This is a genomic window from Kineococcus sp. AC630 (assembly GCF_979255925.1).
In genome coordinates, this window is the sequence record NZ_CEEDMJ010000002.1 from 20362 (window position 1) to 37685 (window position 17324).

A 17324-nucleotide genomic window follows, 5' to 3' on the forward strand; every position below is an offset into this window, starting at 1 on the left:
GAGTTCGTCAGCGCTGGTTCGCGCCCGGTCAGGTCTCCTCCGGGATCGCCGGCGACCCGGCGAGCACCACCGAGCACGCCACCACCACGACGAGCGCGACGACCGCCGCCGGCCACCACCCCGCCCGCACCGCGTCGCCGAGGAGCGCGAAACCCGCGACGGCGGGCACCACGACCTCCACCGACCACAGCAGCGCCGTCGCCGGCCCGACCGCTCCGCGTTGCAGGGCCGCCGCGTAGCCGAGGGTCCCGGCGACGCCGGACACGACGACGGCCCAGCCGACGGGTTCGAGGGCGACCCGCCACCACGGGTCGGGGATCGTCAGCGCCCGCGCGCCCAGAGCGGCGACGGAGTACCCGAGACCCGCGAGGACGGCCTGCGTCGCGGAGCCGCTGCGGCGCAGGGCCAGGACCGCCACGAGCAGCAGGACCGCGGCGGCGCACAGCCCGAGGTCCACGGCGGAACCGGTCGGGGGTGAGGGCTGCTCGGTCCCGGAGCTCCCGACGACCCCGAGGGCGGCGACGAGCAGCAGCACGGCCGTGGTGTCCCGCCCGCGCAGCCGCGACCCCAGGAACACCCGCGCCAGCAGCACGGTCAGCGCCAGCGACCCCGCCAGCAACGACTGCACCGCGAAGGTCGGCAACCGGCGCAACGCGACCAGCGACAGCAACCAGGCCGCTCCGTCGCAGCCCAGCCCGGCCAGGTACAGCGGGGAGCGCAGCCCGGAGCGGCGCACGCCCACGGCCTGCAGCACCGAACCCGCCGCGTAGCCCAGCGCCGCGAGGACGGCGGTGACGAGGGCCAGCGTCACGGACGCCGGCCGAGGAACCGTCCGACGACGGGGAGTTCCGCGACCCCCTCGGCGTCGGCGATCGTGAACCCCTGCGCCGCGGAGAACTCCACGGAGTCCAGCACGACGTAGCGGGGTCGCCAGTCCGGGTCGTACTTGGCGTTGAACTTCCACAGCGACTCGATCTGCGCGCTGCTCGACAACGCGTGCAGCGCCCGGCGACCCAGGTCGGCGAAGGTCCCCTCGCGTTCGCCCGACACGATCTCGCGCAGCACGGCGAAGTTGAGGCCCAGCCCGCGCAGCCCGTTCTCCACGAGGTGCTGCGCCGTCGCCACGATGAGGGCGTCGGTCAACCCGTTCGGCACGTCCTCGGCGGTGGAGCGGCGCATGACGTCGAGGGAGTACCCCTGCACCAGGGCGGCCGGGGTCCACTGGATGAACCCCGCGGCCCGGCCGTCGGCGAACCGGGCGATGCTCACGAGGACGCCGGTGTCGGCGGGGTCGAACAACCGCGACAACGTCATGGAGTAGCCGCGTTCGGCCTCCCCGTGGCGCGACTCCCCGGAGATCGCGAGCAGCTCCTCCTTCACCGGTTCCGGCAGCGTGGGTCCGTCGTGGAACTCCACGGTGATCCCGGCCTTCGCGACCCGGTTCACCGAACCCCGGAGGCTCTTCATGCTCGAGCCCTTCAGCGAGAACTGCGAGCAGTCCAGGACGGCCTCGTCGCCCAGGTACACCGGCCGCAACCCGACCGCCTCGTAGGAGGGCAACCAGTCGGCGCGGGCCCCGACGACGGCGACCGACCAGCCGTTGCGTTCGACGTGGTCGAGGAACTCCACGAGGAGGGCGCCGCGGCGTTGCGGTGGCCCGATCGGGTCCGGGGAGACCAGGCAGACCCCGTTCCGGACGCTGTGGGCGACCACGCCGGTGCCCTCCTCGAAGGAGGCGAAGAAGAAGTCCTTGTCGTCGCGCAGCGCGAAGTAGTCGAGGGTCTCCCCGCCCCAGCGCAGGACGACCTCCCGGGCGCGTTCCCGTTCGGCGCGGCGCTGTTCACCGCTGAGCACGTCCGGGCGGTGGGGGGAGAAGAGGACCCAGCCGAGCACCACCAGCAACGTCAGCCCGAGCGCCAGCAGCGACGGGTTCAGCAGCGGCAGGAAGGCGTGGCCCTCGTCCCCCCGCAGCTTCGGGAAGGGGGTGCGCTGGTCGCCGACGAGGCGCTGGACGACCGCCTCGATCGTCTCGCCCGGGTGCCGCTCGGCCCCCACGGCCACCACCAGCGCAGCTGAGACGACGAGCGAGACCAGGGCCCCGATCGCCAGCACCCACCCGACCCGCCGGGCCCGGGCCGCGCTCGGCAGCACCGGGAACGACCGTGCGTTCACCGCCAGCCAGACCAGGGCGACGACGTCGAGCACGGCCTCCTCGACGTCGATGCCCTTCAGCACGTGCAGACCGGCCGACGCGGCCAGCAGGCCGATCGTCGTGCCCCAGGCGAGCCGCTGACCGCGGCGCAGGCCCCGGGCCAGCAGCAGCAGGGCGATCGAGACCGGCACCAGGACCGTCTTCGCCCCCAACGGGACCGCGAGCGGCAGCACGTCCAGCAGCGGGGCGAACCGTTCGCGGAAGGGCGGTGTGATGGCGGAGACGACACCGACGAGACCGAGGAAGGCGACCGCGACGGCGCCGATGCGGCGGATCCGCCCTCGTCGCGCGCGGCCGGCCAACAGGGGAGGGAGCACGCAGAGCAGTCTGCTGCCTCCGCCACAGCCGACGCACGGTCGCGGGTGCCCTCCCGGTCAACTCCCGGTGGACTCCCAGTCCCGGGGCCGTCCCCGGCGGCGCACCGCGTCCGTCGTGAGCACCACCAGCGCCACCCAGACCAGCCCGAACCCGACCCAGCGCGAGGCCGGCATGGTCTCCCCGAGCAGCAGCGCCGCGACGAACTGCAGCACCGGGGTCAGGTACTGCAGCATCCCGATGACGCTCAGCGGCACCCGGCCGGCGGCCACCGCGAACAGCAGCAGCGGGCCGAGGGTCAGCGGACCGGACAGCACCAGCAGCACGGTGTGCCAGGCGCCGAATCCGGTGAAGGTCAGCCGGTCCCCGAGGACGAGCAGCGCGGCGGCCGCGGGCAGGGCCAGGAACCCGGTCTCGACGCTCAGCCCCGTCAGCGGGTCCAGCCCCGAGCCGTGCCGGGCGAGGCGGTTCTTCAGCAGGCCGTAGCTGCCGAAGGAGACGGCCAGCGTCAGCGCCATCCACGGCAGCCGGCCCAGGTCCGCGGTGATGACGGCGACCGCGGCCAGCCCGATCCCGACGGCGACCCACTGGGTGCGGCGCAGCCGTTCCCGCAGCACCACCACCCCGAGCAGGACGGTCAGCAACGGGTTCACGAAGTAGCCCAGGGAGGCCTCGAGGACGTGTCCGGTGACCACGGCGAGGCCGTAGACGCCCCAGTTCACCGCGATCGCGACGGCCGCGACCGCCAGCAGTCCCCGTTGCCGCGACGAGCGCAGCACGGCCAGGACCGCGGGCCAGCGGCGCAGCCCGGTCACCACCAGCACCGACAGCGCCAGCGACCAGAGCACCCGCCAGGCCAGCAGCTCCACCGCCCCGGTCGGGGCGAGGGCGTGGAAGAAGAACGGGAAGAGGCCCCAGACGCAGTAGCAGGCGAGGCCGGCGAGGACTCCGGTGCGCGTCCTGTGCTCGGCCGAGGGAGACTCGGTGTGCTCTGCTGCGCGCTGGTCCACAGGGGTCATCGTGGCGTCGGCCGCTCCAGCGGGCCGCGTTAGGCTTGCCTTCCACGTCATCCCAGCGCGTCACCCAGCGCGTCACCACCTACGAGAGGGACACCGAGAGCTGTGACCGATTCGAACCGTCCGCTGCGCGTCGCCGTCGTCGGAGCCGGACCGGCCGGGATCTACGCCTCGGACATCCTCTCCAAGGCCGACCTCACGGCCACCGGTTTCGACGGGGTCGGCATCGACCTCTTCGAGCGCCTCCCCGCGCCGTTCGGTCTGGTCCGCTACGGCGTCGCCCCCGACCACCCGCGCATCAAGCAGATCATCGTCGCGCTGGAGAAGGTCCTCGGCCGCGGGGACGTCCGGTTGCTGACCAACGTCGACTTCGGCACCGACGTCACCCTCGAGGAGCTGCGCCACCACTACGACGCCGTCGTCTTCTCCACCGGGTCGATCAAGGACGCGACGCTCGCGATCCCCGGGGTCGAGGCCCCGGAGAGCTACGGCGCGGCCGACTTCGTCTCCTGGTACGACGGGCACCCCGACTACCCGCGCGAGTGGCCGCTGGAGGCCGAGACCGTCGCCGTCCTCGGCGCGGGCAACGTCGCCCTCGACGTGGCCCGCGTGCTGGCCAAGCACGCCGACGACCTGCTGCCGACGGAGATCCCGGCCAACGTCTACGAGGGGCTGAAGTCCTCCAAGGTCAAGGACGTGCACGTCTTCGCCCGCCGCGGTCCCGCGCAGGCGAAGTTCTCGCCGCTGGAGCTGCGCGAGCTCGGGCACGTGCCCGACGTCGACGTCATCGTCGACCCCGAGGACTTCGAGTTCGACGAGGGCTCGATGGAGGCGATCGCGAAGTCCAACCAGACCAAGCAGGTCGTGAAGACGCTCACCGACTGGACGCTGAAGGAGGGGGAGTCGACGGCCTCGCGCCGTCTGCACCTGCACTTCCTGCACGCCCCGGTCGAGGTCCTCACCACCGAGGACGGGCACGTCCGGGGGCTGCGGACCGAACGGACCCGACTCACCGGCGACGCCTCCGTCGAGGGCACCGGCGACTTCCACGAGTGGGACGTCCAGGCCGTCTACCGCGCCGTCGGCTACTTCGGCTCCCCGCTGGAGGGTGTCCCCTTCGACGAGCTGAAGGGCGTCATCTCCAACCACGAGGGCCGCGTCCTGGCCCCCGGGGGCGAGACCGTCGAGGGCGTCTACTGCACCGGCTGGATCAAGCGCGGTCCCGTCGGGCTCATCGGGCACACCAAGTCCGACGCCTCCGAGACGGTCAAGCACCTCCTGGCCGACGCGGCCGCGCTCCAGCGCGCCGCGGAGCCCGACCCGCAGGCGATCCTCGACTTCCTGCGGGGCAAGGGCGTCGACGTCCTGACCTGGTCGGACTGGGAGGTCCTCGACGCCCACGAACGCTCGCTCGGCGAACCCCACGGCCGCCAACGCGTCAAGGTCGTGTCCCGCGAGGACATGATCAAGCACTCCCGCGGGACGGTCTGACGTGCGCGTCGTCGTCTGCGTCAAGCACGTCCCCGACATCCAGTCGCCCCGCTCCCTGGGGGACGACGGGCGCCTCGTCCGCGGCGGGGACGACGACACCCTCAACGAGCTCGACGAGGACGCCCTCGAAGCCGGGCTGCGCACGGCCGAGGCCGCGGGCTTCCCCGGTGAGGGCCACGACGTCACCGTCCTGACCCTCGGCCCGGCGGCCGCGGTCGAGGCGCTGCGCCGCGGGCTCGCGATGGGCGCGTCCACCGCCGTGCACGTCAGCGACGAGGCCGTCGCCGGCTCCGACGCCATCGCCACCGCCCGGATCCTCGCCGCGGCGATCGCGAAGCTGCACGCCGAGAGCCCCGTCGACCTGGTGGTCGCCGGGATGGCCGCGCTCGACGGGCTCACCTCCCTGGTCCCCGCGGCGCTCGCGGAACTGCTCGGGTGGCCGCAGCTGACGCTGGCCGACGAGATCACCCTCAGCGACGGCCCCACCGGTCGTCTCGTGCGGGTGCAGCGCGAGACGTCCACCGACGTCGAGGTCCTCACCGCCGCGGCGCCCGCGGTGCTCTCGGTCACCGACCAGGCCTTCCGCGCCCGCTTCCCGAACTTCAAGGGGATCATGGCCGCCCGCAAGGCACCGGTGACGTCGTGGACGCTCGCCGACCTCGCACTCGACCCGGCCACGGTCGGGGCCGCCGGCTCCGCCACGACCGTCGTGCACGCGCAGCCGCGTCCGGAACGACCCGACCGGGTCCTCGTGACCGGGGACGCGGAGACCGTTCCCGCCCTGGTGGACTACCTGTCGCAGAAGGGTTTCCAGTGAACGTCCTGGTTCTCGTGGACCACGCCGACGGCGCCGTCCGCCCCACCGCGCTGGAACTGCTGACGCTCGCGCGCGACTTGCCCGACGCCGTCGTGCACGCGGTCTGGGTGGGGGAGTCGCCGCAGACGGAACTCCTCGCCGCGCACGGCGCCGCGACGCTGCACCAGGTCCACGTCGACGGAGCCGACGCCCAGCTGACGGCCTCCGTCGTCGACGCCCTGCAGATGGTGATCACCGCCGTCGAACCCTCGCTGCTGCTGGTCGCCTCGACGTTCGAGGGCAAGGAGGTCGCGGCCCGGCTCGCCGTCCGCGCCGGTGCCGGGGTCGTCACCGGTGCCGCCTCGGTCGCCCTCGAGGACGGGCGGTGGGTCGCCCGCAAGAGCGTCCTCGCCGGGTCCTGGGACACCGCCTGCGCCGCGAGGGGCCGGCTCGCCGTCGTCGCGCTGGCCCCGAACGTCGTGCCGGCCGCGCCGGTCGCCGTCCCCGCCGACACGGCCCTCGTCGAGCACACCGTCGAGGCGTCCGCGGCGGCCCGGGCGGTCACCGTCGTCTCCCGCACGAAGCGGCCCACCGGCGACCGTCCGGCGCTGGCCGAGGCGGAGGTCGTCGTCGTCGGTGGCCGCGGCGTCGACGGGGACTTCTCCGGGGTGGAGGAGCTCGCCGACGTCCTCGGCGCGGCCGTCGGCGCGACCCGCGTCGCCACCGACGAAGGCTGGATCGGGCACGAGGCCCAGGTCGGGCAGACCGGCGTGACCATCTCGCCCCGCCTCTACATCGGCCTCGGCGTCTCCGGCGCCGTCCACCACCGCGGGGGGATGGACGCGGCCGGCACGGTCGTCGCCGTCAACAACGACCCCGACGCCCCGATCTTCGAGTTCGCCGACTACGGGATCGTGGGGGACCTCGGCGAGGTCGTCCCCGCGCTCGTGGCGGAGCTCCGGGCCCGCCGCCCCTGACCGCGGGGCGGCGTCAGGTCGCCGGGGCGAACCCCGGCGCCGACCCCAGCCAGGTCAGCGCCTGCGGGACGATGCCCGCCCAGATGCTGGTCCGGTGACCGCCCTGCTGCTGGGTGACGAGGGTCATCGTGGTGGGCCCGTGCACCGCGCTCGCGAGCGCCTGGGTGCTCGGCCAGGACAGCCCGTCCTCCTTCGAGGCCAGGGCCCATAACCGCACGGGCGGCGGGTCCTGGCGCGCGAGGGCGACCAGGTCGTAGCGCTTCGCCGGGGGGCTGTCCGCAGGGAACGGCTTCCAGGACCCCAGGTCGAGGCGTGAGTAGCCGCCGAAGGCGATCGCCGCGCTGAAGCGGTCGGGGTGCAGCATGGTCAGCTCGTTGGCGCACCAGCCACCCATCGACAACCCGAGGGTGGCCCACGACCTCGCCTGCCTGCTCACCGCGTAGTGCTGTTCCACGTAGTCGGGGACGTCCTGGGAGAGCCAGGTCTCCAGCGCCGGTTGACCGGCTCCCGCGTCGACGCACTCCGTGTCGCGTCCGGCGGGGACCTCCAGCGTCGGGATGACCACCACGGACGCGGCCAGCTGGTGCGCGGTGACCGCGGCGTCCAGCGAGGGCAGCAGGTGCATCGCGTCGAGCCACTGCTCCGGGGTCCCCGGGTAGCCGTGGAAGGCCTCGATGACGGGGTACCCCCCGGCCGGGGCGGGGGTGGTGCCGTACCCGGTGGGCAGGACCACCAGGGCTTCGGCCGTGGTGGCGGAGCGGGGGCCGGGGACCTGGACCCGCCAGACCCTCCCGTCGTAGCCGTCGAGACGGACGGGGGCGGCCTCGGACGCCTGGGCGGTGGCCGACCCGCTGGCCTGCGTGGTCGTGACCACCTGCTGCGTCCCGAGGAGGTCCGCCCAGTCCGAGAACAGCCCGAACTGGGCGTTGACGACGAGGAAGACGGCCATGAGGACGCTCACGTTGACCCCGAGCAGGGCCACCGAGCGTCCCAGGAGGGCGAGGAACCCCCGCCGGGCCAGTCCCCGCCAGCAGACGACCAGCGCCACCGTGGCCACCACTGCGACGCCGATGGCGATCCACCTCGTCAGCGGATCGTCGAGACCCACCCCACACCCCCCGTGCCAGAACCGGCGCGTGGTGCGCCGGGACCACCATGGGTCACCACAGGCGGGGACGTGCCCTCTCTCAGCGATCTCCCGGCGAACCGGCAGCACCCTCCGAGCCTGCGAGCACGTCCAGCACGGCGTCCGCGATGGCCCGGTGCCCGGCGGCGTCGGGGTGGTCGCCGTCCGCGGCGAGCAGCGTCGTCGGGTCGCCGGTCCCGTCCGGGCCGTGGAACACCGGGCGCAGGTCCACGAAGAGCGCCTCGCTGCCCACCGCGACGGCGAGGCGGTCGTCGAAGGCGTCGGTGAGGGCGACCTGGTCGTGCAGCTCGGCGGGGGTGTACTCCTGCCGGGCGACCGCACCGTCCAGCCCGACCGCCCAGTAGTCGAGGACGACGACCCGGGCTCCGGTGGCGGTGAGCTCGTCGACGGTCCCCGCCAGCGTCGCCACCACCCGCTCGATCGTCGCGTCGGTGTCGACGGCCCCGGCGGTGGAGGTGGCGAGGTCGACCTGCTGCACGAGGTCGTTGGCCCCGGCCTGCAGGAGCACGACGTCCGGCGCACCGAGTCGGGGTCCCTCGTCCGCCGCGAGCCGGCGCAGGACGGAGTCGACGTCGGTCGACGTCGCCCCGCCGCTGGCCCGCTGCACCACGTCGGCCCCGCCTGCGGGCGCGAGACCGTCGGCGACCAGGTCCGGGAAGGGGGTGCAGCCGCAGACGTCTCCCGCCGGCACGGAGTCGCCCAGGGACAGCAGGCGCAGGGGCGCGGAGGACGAGGCGGCGTCGTCCGGCCCGGCGCAGGCGGCCGCGCAGACGGCCAGCAGGAGGGCGACGGTCCGGGAGGTGCGTGGGGAGCGGGCCCACGGGAAGCTCACCCGCCCACTGTGGCACCGGCTCGCGCCCCGCGCCCGGGACCGGGTCCCGGTTTGCCTGGCGCGCGCCCCCGTCGTAGGTTCGCCCCAGCCATCCAGAGCGACCGAGAGACCTGGCTCGTCGACGTCGCAGCAACCACCCCGCGGGGAAGGTGCTACCGCCAGGACCGATGGGAGAACCGTTCTGTGAGCACCGTGCACGACACCGTCCTCGCGACGCCCAGCGAACCCCTCGTCCGCCGCCGGGCGGCGCTGGGGAGCTTCGTCGGCACCACCATCGAGTGGTACGACTACTACCTCTACGGCACGGCCGCGGCGATCGTCCTCGGCCCGCTGTTCTTCCCGAACGTCGGTGGCGCCGTCGGCGTGATCGCCGCGTTCGCCACCTACGCCGTGGGTTTCGCCGCCCGACCCCTCGGCGGTGCGGTGGCCGGTCACATCGGCGACCGGGTGGGCCGCAAGGCGGTCCTCGTGGCCTCGTTGCTGGTCATGGGGATCTCCACGGCGGCCATCGGTCTGCTCCCCACCCACGACCGGATCGGGGTGTGGGCCCCGGTCCTGCTGGTCGCGGCGCGGCTGCTGCAGGGTTTCTCGGCCGGGGGTGAGTGGGGCGGGGCCGTCCTGCTGTCCGTCGAGCACGCCCCCACCGGCCGGCGCGGTCTGTTCGGCGCGATCCCGCAGATGGGTTCCGCGGCCGGCATGGTCCTGGCCAGCGGGGGTTTCTGGCTCACCCGCACCCTGACCTCGAGCGAGGACTTCCTCGCCTGGGGGTGGCGGATCCCCTTCCTGGCCAGCGCCGTGCTCGTCGTCGTCGGGTTGGTCATCCGCCTCAAGGTCACCGACTCCCCGGCGTTCACCGCGCTGCGCGAAGCCGACGCGACGTCGCGCCGACCGGTCGCCGAGGTGCTGGCGACGAACAAGCGCGGGGTGTTCCTGACGACCGGCATGCGGTTGGGCCAGAACGGCGCCTACGTCCTCTACACGGTGTTCGCGCTGAACTACCTGACCAACCACGTGCGCGAGGACGGGGCCGACGTCGGTCTGCTCGCCGTCCTCGTCGCCTCGGTCATCAGCCTCGCCGCCACGCCGTTGTGGGGTCTGCTCTCGGACCGGGTGGGCCGCAAACCCGTCTACCTGTTCGGGTCGGTCCTCACCGCGGTGTTCACGGTGCCCGCGTTCCTGCTGCTGGACACGGGGTCGACCGTCCTGATCGTGGGCGCGATGGTCATCGCGATCAACCTCGGTCACGACAGCCAGTACGGCGCTCAGGGCGCCTTCTTCGCCGAGCAGTTCGACAGCCGCACCCGCTACAGCGGTGCGTCCCTCGGGTACTCGATCGGCGCGGTCCTCGGCGGCGGTCTGACCCCGCTCATCGCGGCGTCCCTGCTGGCCGCGGGGAACGGTTCGCCCTGGATCGTCGCGGGGTACCTGAGCTTCCTCGCCGTCCTCACCACCATCGCGGCCGCGCTCACCCGCGAGACCGCGCACCGACCTCTGGAGGGACTGTCCCGTTGAGCCCGACACCGTTGCGCCTCAACGCCTTCGCCATGGCCTGCGTCGGCCACCAGGCCGCGGGGCTGTGGTCGCGACCGGAGGACCACAGCGCGGACTACCGGACCCTCGCCCACTGGACGAACCTCGCCCGCCTCCTCGAGCGCGGGGGTTTCGACGCGCTGTTCCTCGCCGACGTCCTCGGCACCTACGACGTCCACGGGGGATCGCGGGACGCGGCGGTCCGCGCCGCCGTGCAGGTTCCCGTCAACGACCCGCTCGCCGCGGTGTCGGCGATGGCCGCCGTCACCGAGGACCTGGGTTTCGGGCTCACCGTGACCACGACCTACGAACAGCCCTACTCCCTGGCCCGCCGCCTCACGACGCTGGACCACCTCACCGGCGGCCGCGTCGCGTGGAACGTGGTCACGGGCTACCTCGACTCGGCCGCGAAGAACCTGGGTCTCACCGCCCAGGTCGCCCACGACGAGCGCTACGAGGTCGCCGAGGAGTACCTGGAGGTCTGCTACAAGCTCTGGGAGGGTTCCTGGGAGGACGACGCCGTCGTCCGCGACGCCGGGCGCGGGATCTACGCCGACCCGGCCAAGGTCCACGACATCGACCACCACGGGAAGTACTTCGACGTCCCCGGCGCGTTCCTCTGCGAACCCTCGCCGCAGCGGACACCGGTCATCTTCCAGGCGGGTTCCTCGCCCCGCGGGCAGGAGTTCGCGGCCCGGCACGCGGAGTGCGTGTTCATCATCGCGCCGACCGCGAAGATCGCCCGCAGGTCCGTCGACTCCCTGCGCGAACAGGTCGAACGCGCCGGCCGTGACCCGCGGTCGGTGCAGGTCCTCGCCGGCCTCACCACGGTCGTCCGCAGCAGCGACGAGGAGGCGCGCGCGCTGCTCGCCGACTACCGCGAGCACGCCAGCCGCGAGGCCGCCCTCGCGTTGTTCGGGGGGTGGACGGGGGTCGACCTCGCCGGTCGCGCCGCCGACGAGACCCTGCAGCACGTGACCACCGACGCGAACCGGTCCGCCCTCTCGAGCTTCACGAACGATCCCGACCGGGAGTGGACGATCGACGACCTCGCGCAGTTCGTCTCGGTGGGGGGTCGGGGTCCGGTCCTCGCGGGTTCCCCGCAGACGGTCGCCGACCACCTCGAGGAGTTCGCGGCGGAGGCCGACGTCGACGGGTTCAACCTGATGTACGCCACGATGCCCGGGACCTTCGTCGACGTCGTCGACCACCTCGTCCCCGAACTCCGGCGGCGCGGTCGCACCGCCCCGAAGCCGGCCCCCGGGACGACCTTGCGGGAACGACTCGGGGGCGCGGCCCGCCTGCCGGACACCCACGTGGGAGCCGGTTTCCGTCGCTGACTTCTTCTAGAAATCGGGTCAGGGTCCCCGAACGGCGGCCGATGGACCACCGTGACCCGTCTACGTGACCTGAACGTCGCCTCCAAGTTGTTCGCCGGCTTCGGCGTCGTCTGCCTCCTGCTCGCCACCGTGGTGGGGGTGGGCTGGGCGAAGCTCAGCACCTCGCAGGGGAACCTCACGACGATGTCGTCGTCGGGTCTCGCCTCGGTGCAGTCGATCCTCACCGTGCAGGTGGAGTTCCTGCAGGCGCGCATGGACGTGACCAACGTGGCCCTCACCGCCGACGCCGCGGCCAAGCAGAGCGCGCTGGACGCCGTGACCGCCGACGACACGGCGCTGGACGCTGCGTGGGCCACGTACCTCGCCTCCGGCCCGGCCGCGAAGGCCGCCGACCGGGACGCCTTCGTCGCCAGCCTCAAGCAGTACCGCGACGCCCGCGTGCAGCTCATCGCCCTGGCCAAGGGTGACGACCAGGCCGGGTACATCGCCTACCGCACCGCCAGCATCAGCCCGATCGCGAAGCAGATCACCGACGAGCTGAAGACCATGACCGCCGGCGAGCAGCAGGCCGCGGTGGACATGGCCGCCGCCGGCGCGTCCGCCTACCGCACTGCCGTCGCGCTGCTGCTGGTCCTCGGCGCCATCGCGATCGCCGTCGCGGTCGTCGTCGCCGTCGTGGTCTCCCGCTCGGTCGCCCGGCCCCTGGCCCGCACCCTCGTGGTCGTGCAGGGCATGGCCGAGGGTCGCCTCGACCAGCGCGTCGGCATCGTCAGCCGCGACGAGGTCGGCCGCGTCGCCGGTGCGCTCGACACCACCATGGACCGCCTCGCCGACTCCATGCGCCGGATCAGCGCGAACGCCTCCGTCCTCGCGAGCTCCTCCGAGCAGCTCGACGCCGTCGCGACCCGTCTCTCCGCCGGGGCCGAGGAGGCCGCCGTGCAGACGCAGGTCGTCTCGGCCGCGACCGAGGAGATCTCGGCCAACATCGGCACCGTCGCCGCCGCCGGCGAGGAGATGACCGCCGCCATCCGCGAGATCGCGACCAGCACGGCCGAGGCCAGCTCCACCGCCGCGGACGCCGTCTCGGCCGCGGGTGTCGCGGGGGAGACCCTCGAACGCCTCTCGGTCTCCAGCCGCGAGATCGGGGAGGTCGTGAAGCTCATCACCTCCATCGCGGAGCAGACGAACCTGCTGGCGCTGAACGCCACCATCGAGGCCGCTCGTGCCGGGGAGATGGGCAAGGGCTTCGCCGTCGTCGCCGGTGAGGTGAAGGAACTGGCCCAGCAGACCGCGAGGGCCACCGAGGAGATCGTCGCCAAGGTCGGCTCCACGCAGGCCGACGCCTCCGCCGCGGCGTCGGCGATCAGCCAGATCACCGACGTCATCGCCCGCATCGACGGGCTGCAGTCGACCATCGCCGCCGCCGTCGAGGAGCAGTCCGCGACGACCTCGGAGATGGTCCGCAACGTCACCGAGGTCTCGTCCGGCTCGCAGGAGATCGCCTCGAACATCTCCGGCATCGCCGCCTCCGCCGACGAGACGACGGCCGGGGCGACCCAGACCGCCGACACCGCCGGCGAGCTCTCCCGCGCCGCCGCCGAGCTGAACGACCTGGTGGGCGCCTTCCGCTTCTGAGACCGGCCCGCCCGTGGTCCTGCCGGGGATCCCCGCAGGACCGCGGGTCAGCGGGTGGCGGAGACGTCGCGCACGGCGAGGACCGCGCAGTCGTCCTCGCTGTTGGCGACGTGCTCGGTGACCAGTTCCCCGAGCAGCGTCTCGACGTCCTCGGTGTGGGTCCGCTCCAGGGCGGCGCGCAGCACGATGATGCCGTCGCCGACGTCGCGGCCGCGGCGCTCCACGAGGCCGTCGGTGTAGAGGACCAGCGTCGCCCCGGGCGGCCAGGGGATGTCGTGGTCGTGACGGGGCTGGCCGGGGGCCACCCCCAGCGGGAGGTCGGGTTCCGCGACCAGGACCGTGCTGCGCCCGGCCGCGTCGACCAGGACGGGCGGCGGGTGACCGGCCGTCGTCCACCACAGCCGCCGCGTCGGGCCGGGCGGGTCGAGACGGGCGACGATCAACGTCGCCAGGGTCTCGTCCCCGAGCGCGGACAGGACGTGGTCGAGGCGGCTGACCAGCGCGGCCGGCGGTTCCTCCGGCCGGTCCACCGCCAGGGCCCGGAACATCGACCGCACCCGCCCCATCCGAGCCGCCGCCTCCGTGTCGTGGCCCGCGACGTCGCCGATGACCAGCAGGACCCCGTCGTCCGGCTGGGAGATCGCGTCGTACCAGTCACCCCCGACCTGCTCGTCGGTCGTGGACCAGGGCAGGTAGCGGCTCGCCACCGCGAGGCCCGGCAGCGTGGGCAGTTCCGGCAGCATCGCCGCCTGCAGGGTGTGCGCGACGTCGCGGCGCTCCCGGTACAGCTGGGCCCGCCGGGCCGCCTGCGCGGTCGCGTCGGTCACGGCCGTCACCAGGACCACCTCGTCCTCGGTGAGGGTGCGGTCGACGTCCCACGCGAAGGTCACCGAGCCGATGCGGTACCCGTCGGAGATGGTCATGGGCAGCACGACACCGGAGCGCAGCCCGGCGCGCTCGAACGCGTCGCGCCCGTGCGGGAACATGGCGACGAGGCTCGCCAGGGAGTCGAAGACCAGCCGGCGACCGGCGCGGGCGACGCGGTGCGCGGGGGTGTCCAGGTCGAGGGGGAGTCGCAGCCAGCGCTGCTCGGTGTCGTCGTCGAGCTGGCCGAGGGCCGGCGTCAGCAGCCAGGGGCCGTCGACCAACGACACGGACACGAAGGTCGCCCCGAGGTCCGCGTGCATGACGTCGCGCACCGCGAGGGCGACGTCCTCGACGCTGTCGGTGCGGGCCAGGGCGCTCGCCAGGCTCAGCAACGTGCCGGATCCCCGGTCCTCGCGGACGGGGGTGTCGGACGTGGTCAGGCCCACACGCACCTCCGCCGCCCTCCGCGAGCCCGTGGTGGCCCCCGCGACCCCACCGTCCCTGGCAGTCACTCACAGTCGACCCCCGTCACGCAACCACCGGTCGTCCAGCCGGCGCCCAGTGCCCACGCCCGAGGCCTACGCTGCGCGCGTGATCACCACCGAGCAGGTGCTCGCCCTCGCCGCGACGAGCCTCGTCGTCATCGCCGTCCCCGGCCCGAGCGTCCTCTTCATCGTCGGCCGCGCCCTCGCGCACGGGCGGGTGACGGCCCTGGCCGGCGTCCTGGGCAACTCCCTGGGCAGTCTCGTCGCAGCCCTCGTGATCGCCGTCGGACTGGGTCCGGTGCTGCAGCGCTGGGACACCGCGCTGGAGGTCGTGAAGCTCGCCGGGGCCGCGTACCTGGTGTGGCTGGGGGTCCAGGCGCTGCGCGGGGCCGGTCACGTCGGACAGGAGACGGTCGCCGGTTCCACGCGGACCCGCGGTCGCGAGGTCCGGGCCGGGCTGGTCGTCGGCCTCAGCAACCCCAAGGTGTTCGTGATGTTCGCGGCCATCCTGCCGCAGTTCGTGGACCGCTCCGCCGGATCGCTCGCCGGTCAGATGGTCCTGCTCAGCCTGGTCCCCATCGGCATCGGCCTGGTCTGCGACAGCACCTGGGGTCTGGTCGCGTCCCGCGTGCGGACGGCCTTCGTCGGACGGCCGCAGCGGCTGCGGACGGTGGCCCGCGTCGGGGGGGCCTCGATGATCGGGCTGGGCGTCCTCACCGCCGTCACCGGCCGGCACCGCTGACGGAACGTCGCGCGACCGGTGCGCGTTGTGCCGGGCAGGTAGGGGAGCGCGGGGGAGAGGGCAGGATGCACCGGCACCACAACGGGCTGAAGACCGCCGTCCTGTTCGGGGTGATCTGGGCGGTCCTGCTGCTCATCGGCGGGTTCCTCGCGACCTCGTTCCGCAGCTCCGGCATCCTCGTCGTCTTCGTCCTCATCGGGCTGGGGACCTCGGCCTACGGCTACTGGAACTCCGCGAACCTGGCTCTGCGCTCGATGCGCGCCCGGCCCGTGTCCGAGGCCGAACAGCCCGGGATGTACCGGATCGTGCGCGAGCTCTCCACCGCCGCGCGCCAGCCGATGCCGCAGCTCCACGTGTCACCGACCATGGCGCCCAACGCCTTCGCGACCGGCCGCAACCCCCGCAACGCCGCCGTCTGCTGCACCGAGGGCATCCTGCAGCTCCTGGACGAACGCGAACTGCGCGGTGTCCTCGGCCACGAGCTCATGCACGTCTACAACCGCGACATCCTCACGTCCTCCGTGGCGGGGGCGCTCGCGGGCGTCATCACCTCGATCGCGCAGTTCGGGGTGTTCTTCGGCTCGGTGTTCGGGGGCGGACGCGACGACGAGAGCCGCGCGAACCCGTTGGCGCTGCTGCTGCTGTCGCTGATGGCGCCGCTCGCGGCCACCGTCGTCCAGCTCGCCATCTCGCGGACGCGCGAGTACGACGCCGACGAGGACGGGGCCAAGCTCACCGGCGACCCGCTCGCGCTCGCCTCGGCCCTGCGCAAGCTGGAGCTGGGCACGCGTCAGTTGCCGCTGCCGCCCGAGCGCGAGCTCGTCAACGCCAGCCACATGATGATCGCGAACCCCTTCCGCGCGCAGGGCGTCGCGAAGCTGTTCTCGACGCACCCGCCGATGGCCGAGCGGATCGCCCGCCTCGAGGCCCTCGCCGGCTACCGCCGCTGACCCCGCCCCTGCCATCGAGCCGGTCGGGGTCAGCCGAGGTGGGACTCCAGCCAGGTCCGGAACAGCGGGAAGACCTGCCCGTCCGGGTCCTGCGGGTCGGTGTGCGAGACGCCGTCGAGCAGGTGCAGCTCCACCGCGTCCCCCGCGGCGCTCGCGGCCGCGTCGAACTCCTGGGCCTGGGAGTACGGGACCGTCTGGTCGCCCGTCCCGTGCGCGACGAACAGCGGGAAGCCGAAGGGCACCCGTCGCGTCGGGTCGCCGATCGCGTAGCGGTCGTCGACCTCGTCCGGGGTTCCCCCGAACAGCGTCCGCACGTTGACGTCGCCACCGTCGCCACCGAGCGCGGTCGGGTGCAGCACGCCGGACATCGACGCCGCGAACGCGGGCACGACCCGCGGTGACGCACCCGGGGCGTCGGCGGGCAGACCGGCCCGGGCGGCGGCCCACATCGCCAGGTGACCGCCCGCGGAGTGCCCGACGAAGCACACGCGCCCGGTCGGCAGCGAGTGCTGGGCGGCGGCCTCGGCGGCCATGTCGACGGCGGTGGCGACGTCGCTGAACGTGCCCGTCCAGCCGCCGCCGTCACCGTTGCCGCGGTAGTCGGTGTTGAGCACCGGCCAGCCGCCGCCGACGAGGTCGGCCACCAGGTCATCGAGGTCGCGGCGGTCGGTGGCGGCGTCCCAGCCGCCACCGTGCACGACGACGACGATCGCGTCGCGGTGCTCGCCCCGCGGCAGCCACAGGTCGCTGACCTGGCGGGGGTGGTCGCCGTAGCGGTACTCGCTGCGCTGGGAGACGTCGAGCCCGGGCGGGACGAAGCTGGCGTCCGTCTCCGCGTCCGGCGTGCCCGTGTCGGTGGGCGTGGCGGTCTCCGTGGGGGTGGCCGCGGTGGTGCTCGCCGGGGTGGTGGGGGCGTCGTCGCTGCACGCGCCCAGCGCGCCCCCGCTCAACGCGAGGCCGATCACGGCCCGGCGGCGCAGCGGACCCAC

Annotated in this window: 15 protein-coding genes and 1 riboswitch; of the genes, 8 read left to right on the forward strand and 7 right to left on the reverse strand. The window is 73.6% G+C overall.

Features of this window, described 5'->3' with window-relative positions; genetic code table 11:
* Window positions 1-28 precede the first annotated feature (28 nt).
* The 3 genes from AC0I8G_RS01945 to rarD are packed head-to-tail and all read right to left on the reverse strand — an operon-like array spanning window position 29 to window position 3546.
* The gene (locus AC0I8G_RS01945; protein WP_471728466.1) at window positions 29-811 is read right to left on the reverse strand and encodes a hypothetical protein; all 783 of its coding nucleotides are present in this window, start codon (window positions 809-811) and stop codon (window positions 29-31) included.
* The gene (locus AC0I8G_RS01950; RefSeq protein ID WP_471728467.1) at window positions 808-2529 is read right to left on the reverse strand and encodes a bifunctional lysylphosphatidylglycerol flippase/synthetase MprF; all 1722 of its coding nucleotides are present in this window, start codon (window positions 2527-2529) and stop codon (window positions 808-810) included. The genes AC0I8G_RS01945 and AC0I8G_RS01950 overlap by 4 nt, the downstream gene beginning before the upstream one ends.
* A gap of 57 nt (window positions 2530-2586) precedes the next feature.
* A complete protein-coding gene (gene rarD / locus AC0I8G_RS01955; protein ID WP_471728468.1) occupies window positions 2587-3546 on the reverse strand; it encodes an EamA family transporter RarD in 960 nt (319 codons plus the stop codon).
* 102 nt (window positions 3547-3648) lie between these two features.
* On the opposite strand from rarD, the gene AC0I8G_RS01960 reads away from it, so the two are divergent.
* The 3 genes from AC0I8G_RS01960 to AC0I8G_RS01970 are packed head-to-tail and all read left to right on the forward strand — an operon-like array spanning window position 3649 to window position 6807.
* Window positions 3649-5034, forward strand: coding sequence for an FAD-dependent oxidoreductase (locus AC0I8G_RS01960; protein ID WP_471728469.1), 1386 nt, complete (start codon window positions 3649-3651; stop codon window positions 5032-5034).
* A 1-nt stretch (window position 5035) separates the two neighbouring features.
* Window positions 5036-5851, forward strand: a complete 816-nt coding sequence (locus AC0I8G_RS01965) for an electron transfer flavoprotein subunit beta/FixA family protein (RefSeq protein ID WP_471728470.1) — start codon at window positions 5036-5038, stop codon at window positions 5849-5851.
* Window positions 5848-6807: an electron transfer flavoprotein subunit alpha/FixB family protein gene (locus AC0I8G_RS01970; RefSeq protein ID WP_471728471.1), complete on the forward strand. Its 960-nt coding sequence runs from the start codon at window positions 5848-5850 to the stop codon at window positions 6805-6807. The genes AC0I8G_RS01965 and AC0I8G_RS01970 overlap by 4 nt, the downstream gene beginning before the upstream one ends.
* Window positions 6808-6820: 13 nt before the next feature.
* Here AC0I8G_RS01970 and AC0I8G_RS01975 read toward each other — a convergent pair whose 3' ends face one another.
* Both AC0I8G_RS01975 and AC0I8G_RS01980 read right to left on the reverse strand, forming a co-directional pair.
* On the reverse strand, window positions 6821-7915 hold the full coding sequence (locus tag AC0I8G_RS01975; protein ID WP_471728472.1) for an alpha/beta hydrolase: 1095 nt from the start codon (window positions 7913-7915) through the stop codon (window positions 6821-6823).
* Window positions 7916-7994: 79 nt separating this feature from the next.
* Entirely contained in the window at window positions 7995-8786 is a 792-nt protein-coding gene (locus AC0I8G_RS01980) for an SGNH/GDSL hydrolase family protein (protein ID WP_471728473.1), read from the reverse strand.
* 85 nt (window positions 8787-8871) lie between these two features.
* Window positions 8872-8960, forward strand: a riboswitch (SAM riboswitch).
* 9 nt (window positions 8961-8969) lie between these two features.
* Here AC0I8G_RS01980 and AC0I8G_RS01985 point away from each other — a divergent pair.
* From AC0I8G_RS01985 to AC0I8G_RS01995, 3 genes are read left to right on the forward strand one after another with little or no spacing between them, the layout of a single operon-like run.
* Entirely contained in the window at window positions 8970-10298 is a 1329-nt protein-coding gene (locus AC0I8G_RS01985; RefSeq protein WP_471728474.1) for an MFS transporter, read from the forward strand.
* Entirely contained in the window at window positions 10295-11656 is a 1362-nt protein-coding gene (locus AC0I8G_RS01990; protein ID WP_471728475.1) for an LLM class flavin-dependent oxidoreductase, read from the forward strand. The genes AC0I8G_RS01985 and AC0I8G_RS01990 overlap by 4 nt, the downstream gene beginning before the upstream one ends.
* Before the next feature lie 51 nt (window positions 11657-11707).
* Window positions 11708-13291: a methyl-accepting chemotaxis protein gene (locus AC0I8G_RS01995; protein ID WP_471728476.1), complete on the forward strand. Its 1584-nt coding sequence runs from the start codon at window positions 11708-11710 to the stop codon at window positions 13289-13291.
* 47 nt (window positions 13292-13338) lie between these two features.
* Here AC0I8G_RS01995 and AC0I8G_RS02000 read toward each other — a convergent pair whose 3' ends face one another.
* A complete protein-coding gene (locus AC0I8G_RS02000) occupies window positions 13339-14610 on the reverse strand; it encodes a PP2C family protein-serine/threonine phosphatase (protein ID WP_471728477.1) in 1272 nt (423 codons plus the stop codon).
* A gap of 139 nt (window positions 14611-14749) precedes the next feature.
* Between AC0I8G_RS02000 and AC0I8G_RS02005 the strand changes: the two genes are divergently transcribed.
* Together AC0I8G_RS02005 and htpX are read left to right on the forward strand one after the other, a co-directional pair.
* Window positions 14750-15385, forward strand: coding sequence for a LysE family translocator (locus AC0I8G_RS02005; RefSeq protein WP_471728478.1), 636 nt, complete (start codon window positions 14750-14752; stop codon window positions 15383-15385).
* 65 nt (window positions 15386-15450) lie between these two features.
* Window positions 15451-16335: a zinc metalloprotease HtpX gene (htpX, locus tag AC0I8G_RS02010; RefSeq protein WP_380258375.1), complete on the forward strand. Its 885-nt coding sequence runs from the start codon at window positions 15451-15453 to the stop codon at window positions 16333-16335.
* Between the two features lie 29 nt (window positions 16336-16364).
* Here htpX and AC0I8G_RS02015 read toward each other — a convergent pair whose 3' ends face one another.
* On the reverse strand, window positions 16365-17324 hold the full coding sequence (locus AC0I8G_RS02015; RefSeq protein WP_471728479.1) for an alpha/beta hydrolase family protein: 960 nt from the start codon (window positions 17322-17324) through the stop codon (window positions 16365-16367).

Excerpts from the sequence above, each read along its gene's own strand:
- rarD (WP_471728468.1), bottom strand. The coding sequence starts at position 3,546 with ATGACCCCTGTGGACCAGCGCGCAGCAGAGCACACCGAGTCTCCCTCG.
- htpX (WP_380258375.1), top strand. The coding sequence starts at position 15,451 with ATGCACCGGCACCACAACGGGCTGAAGACCGCCGTCCTGTTCGGGGTG.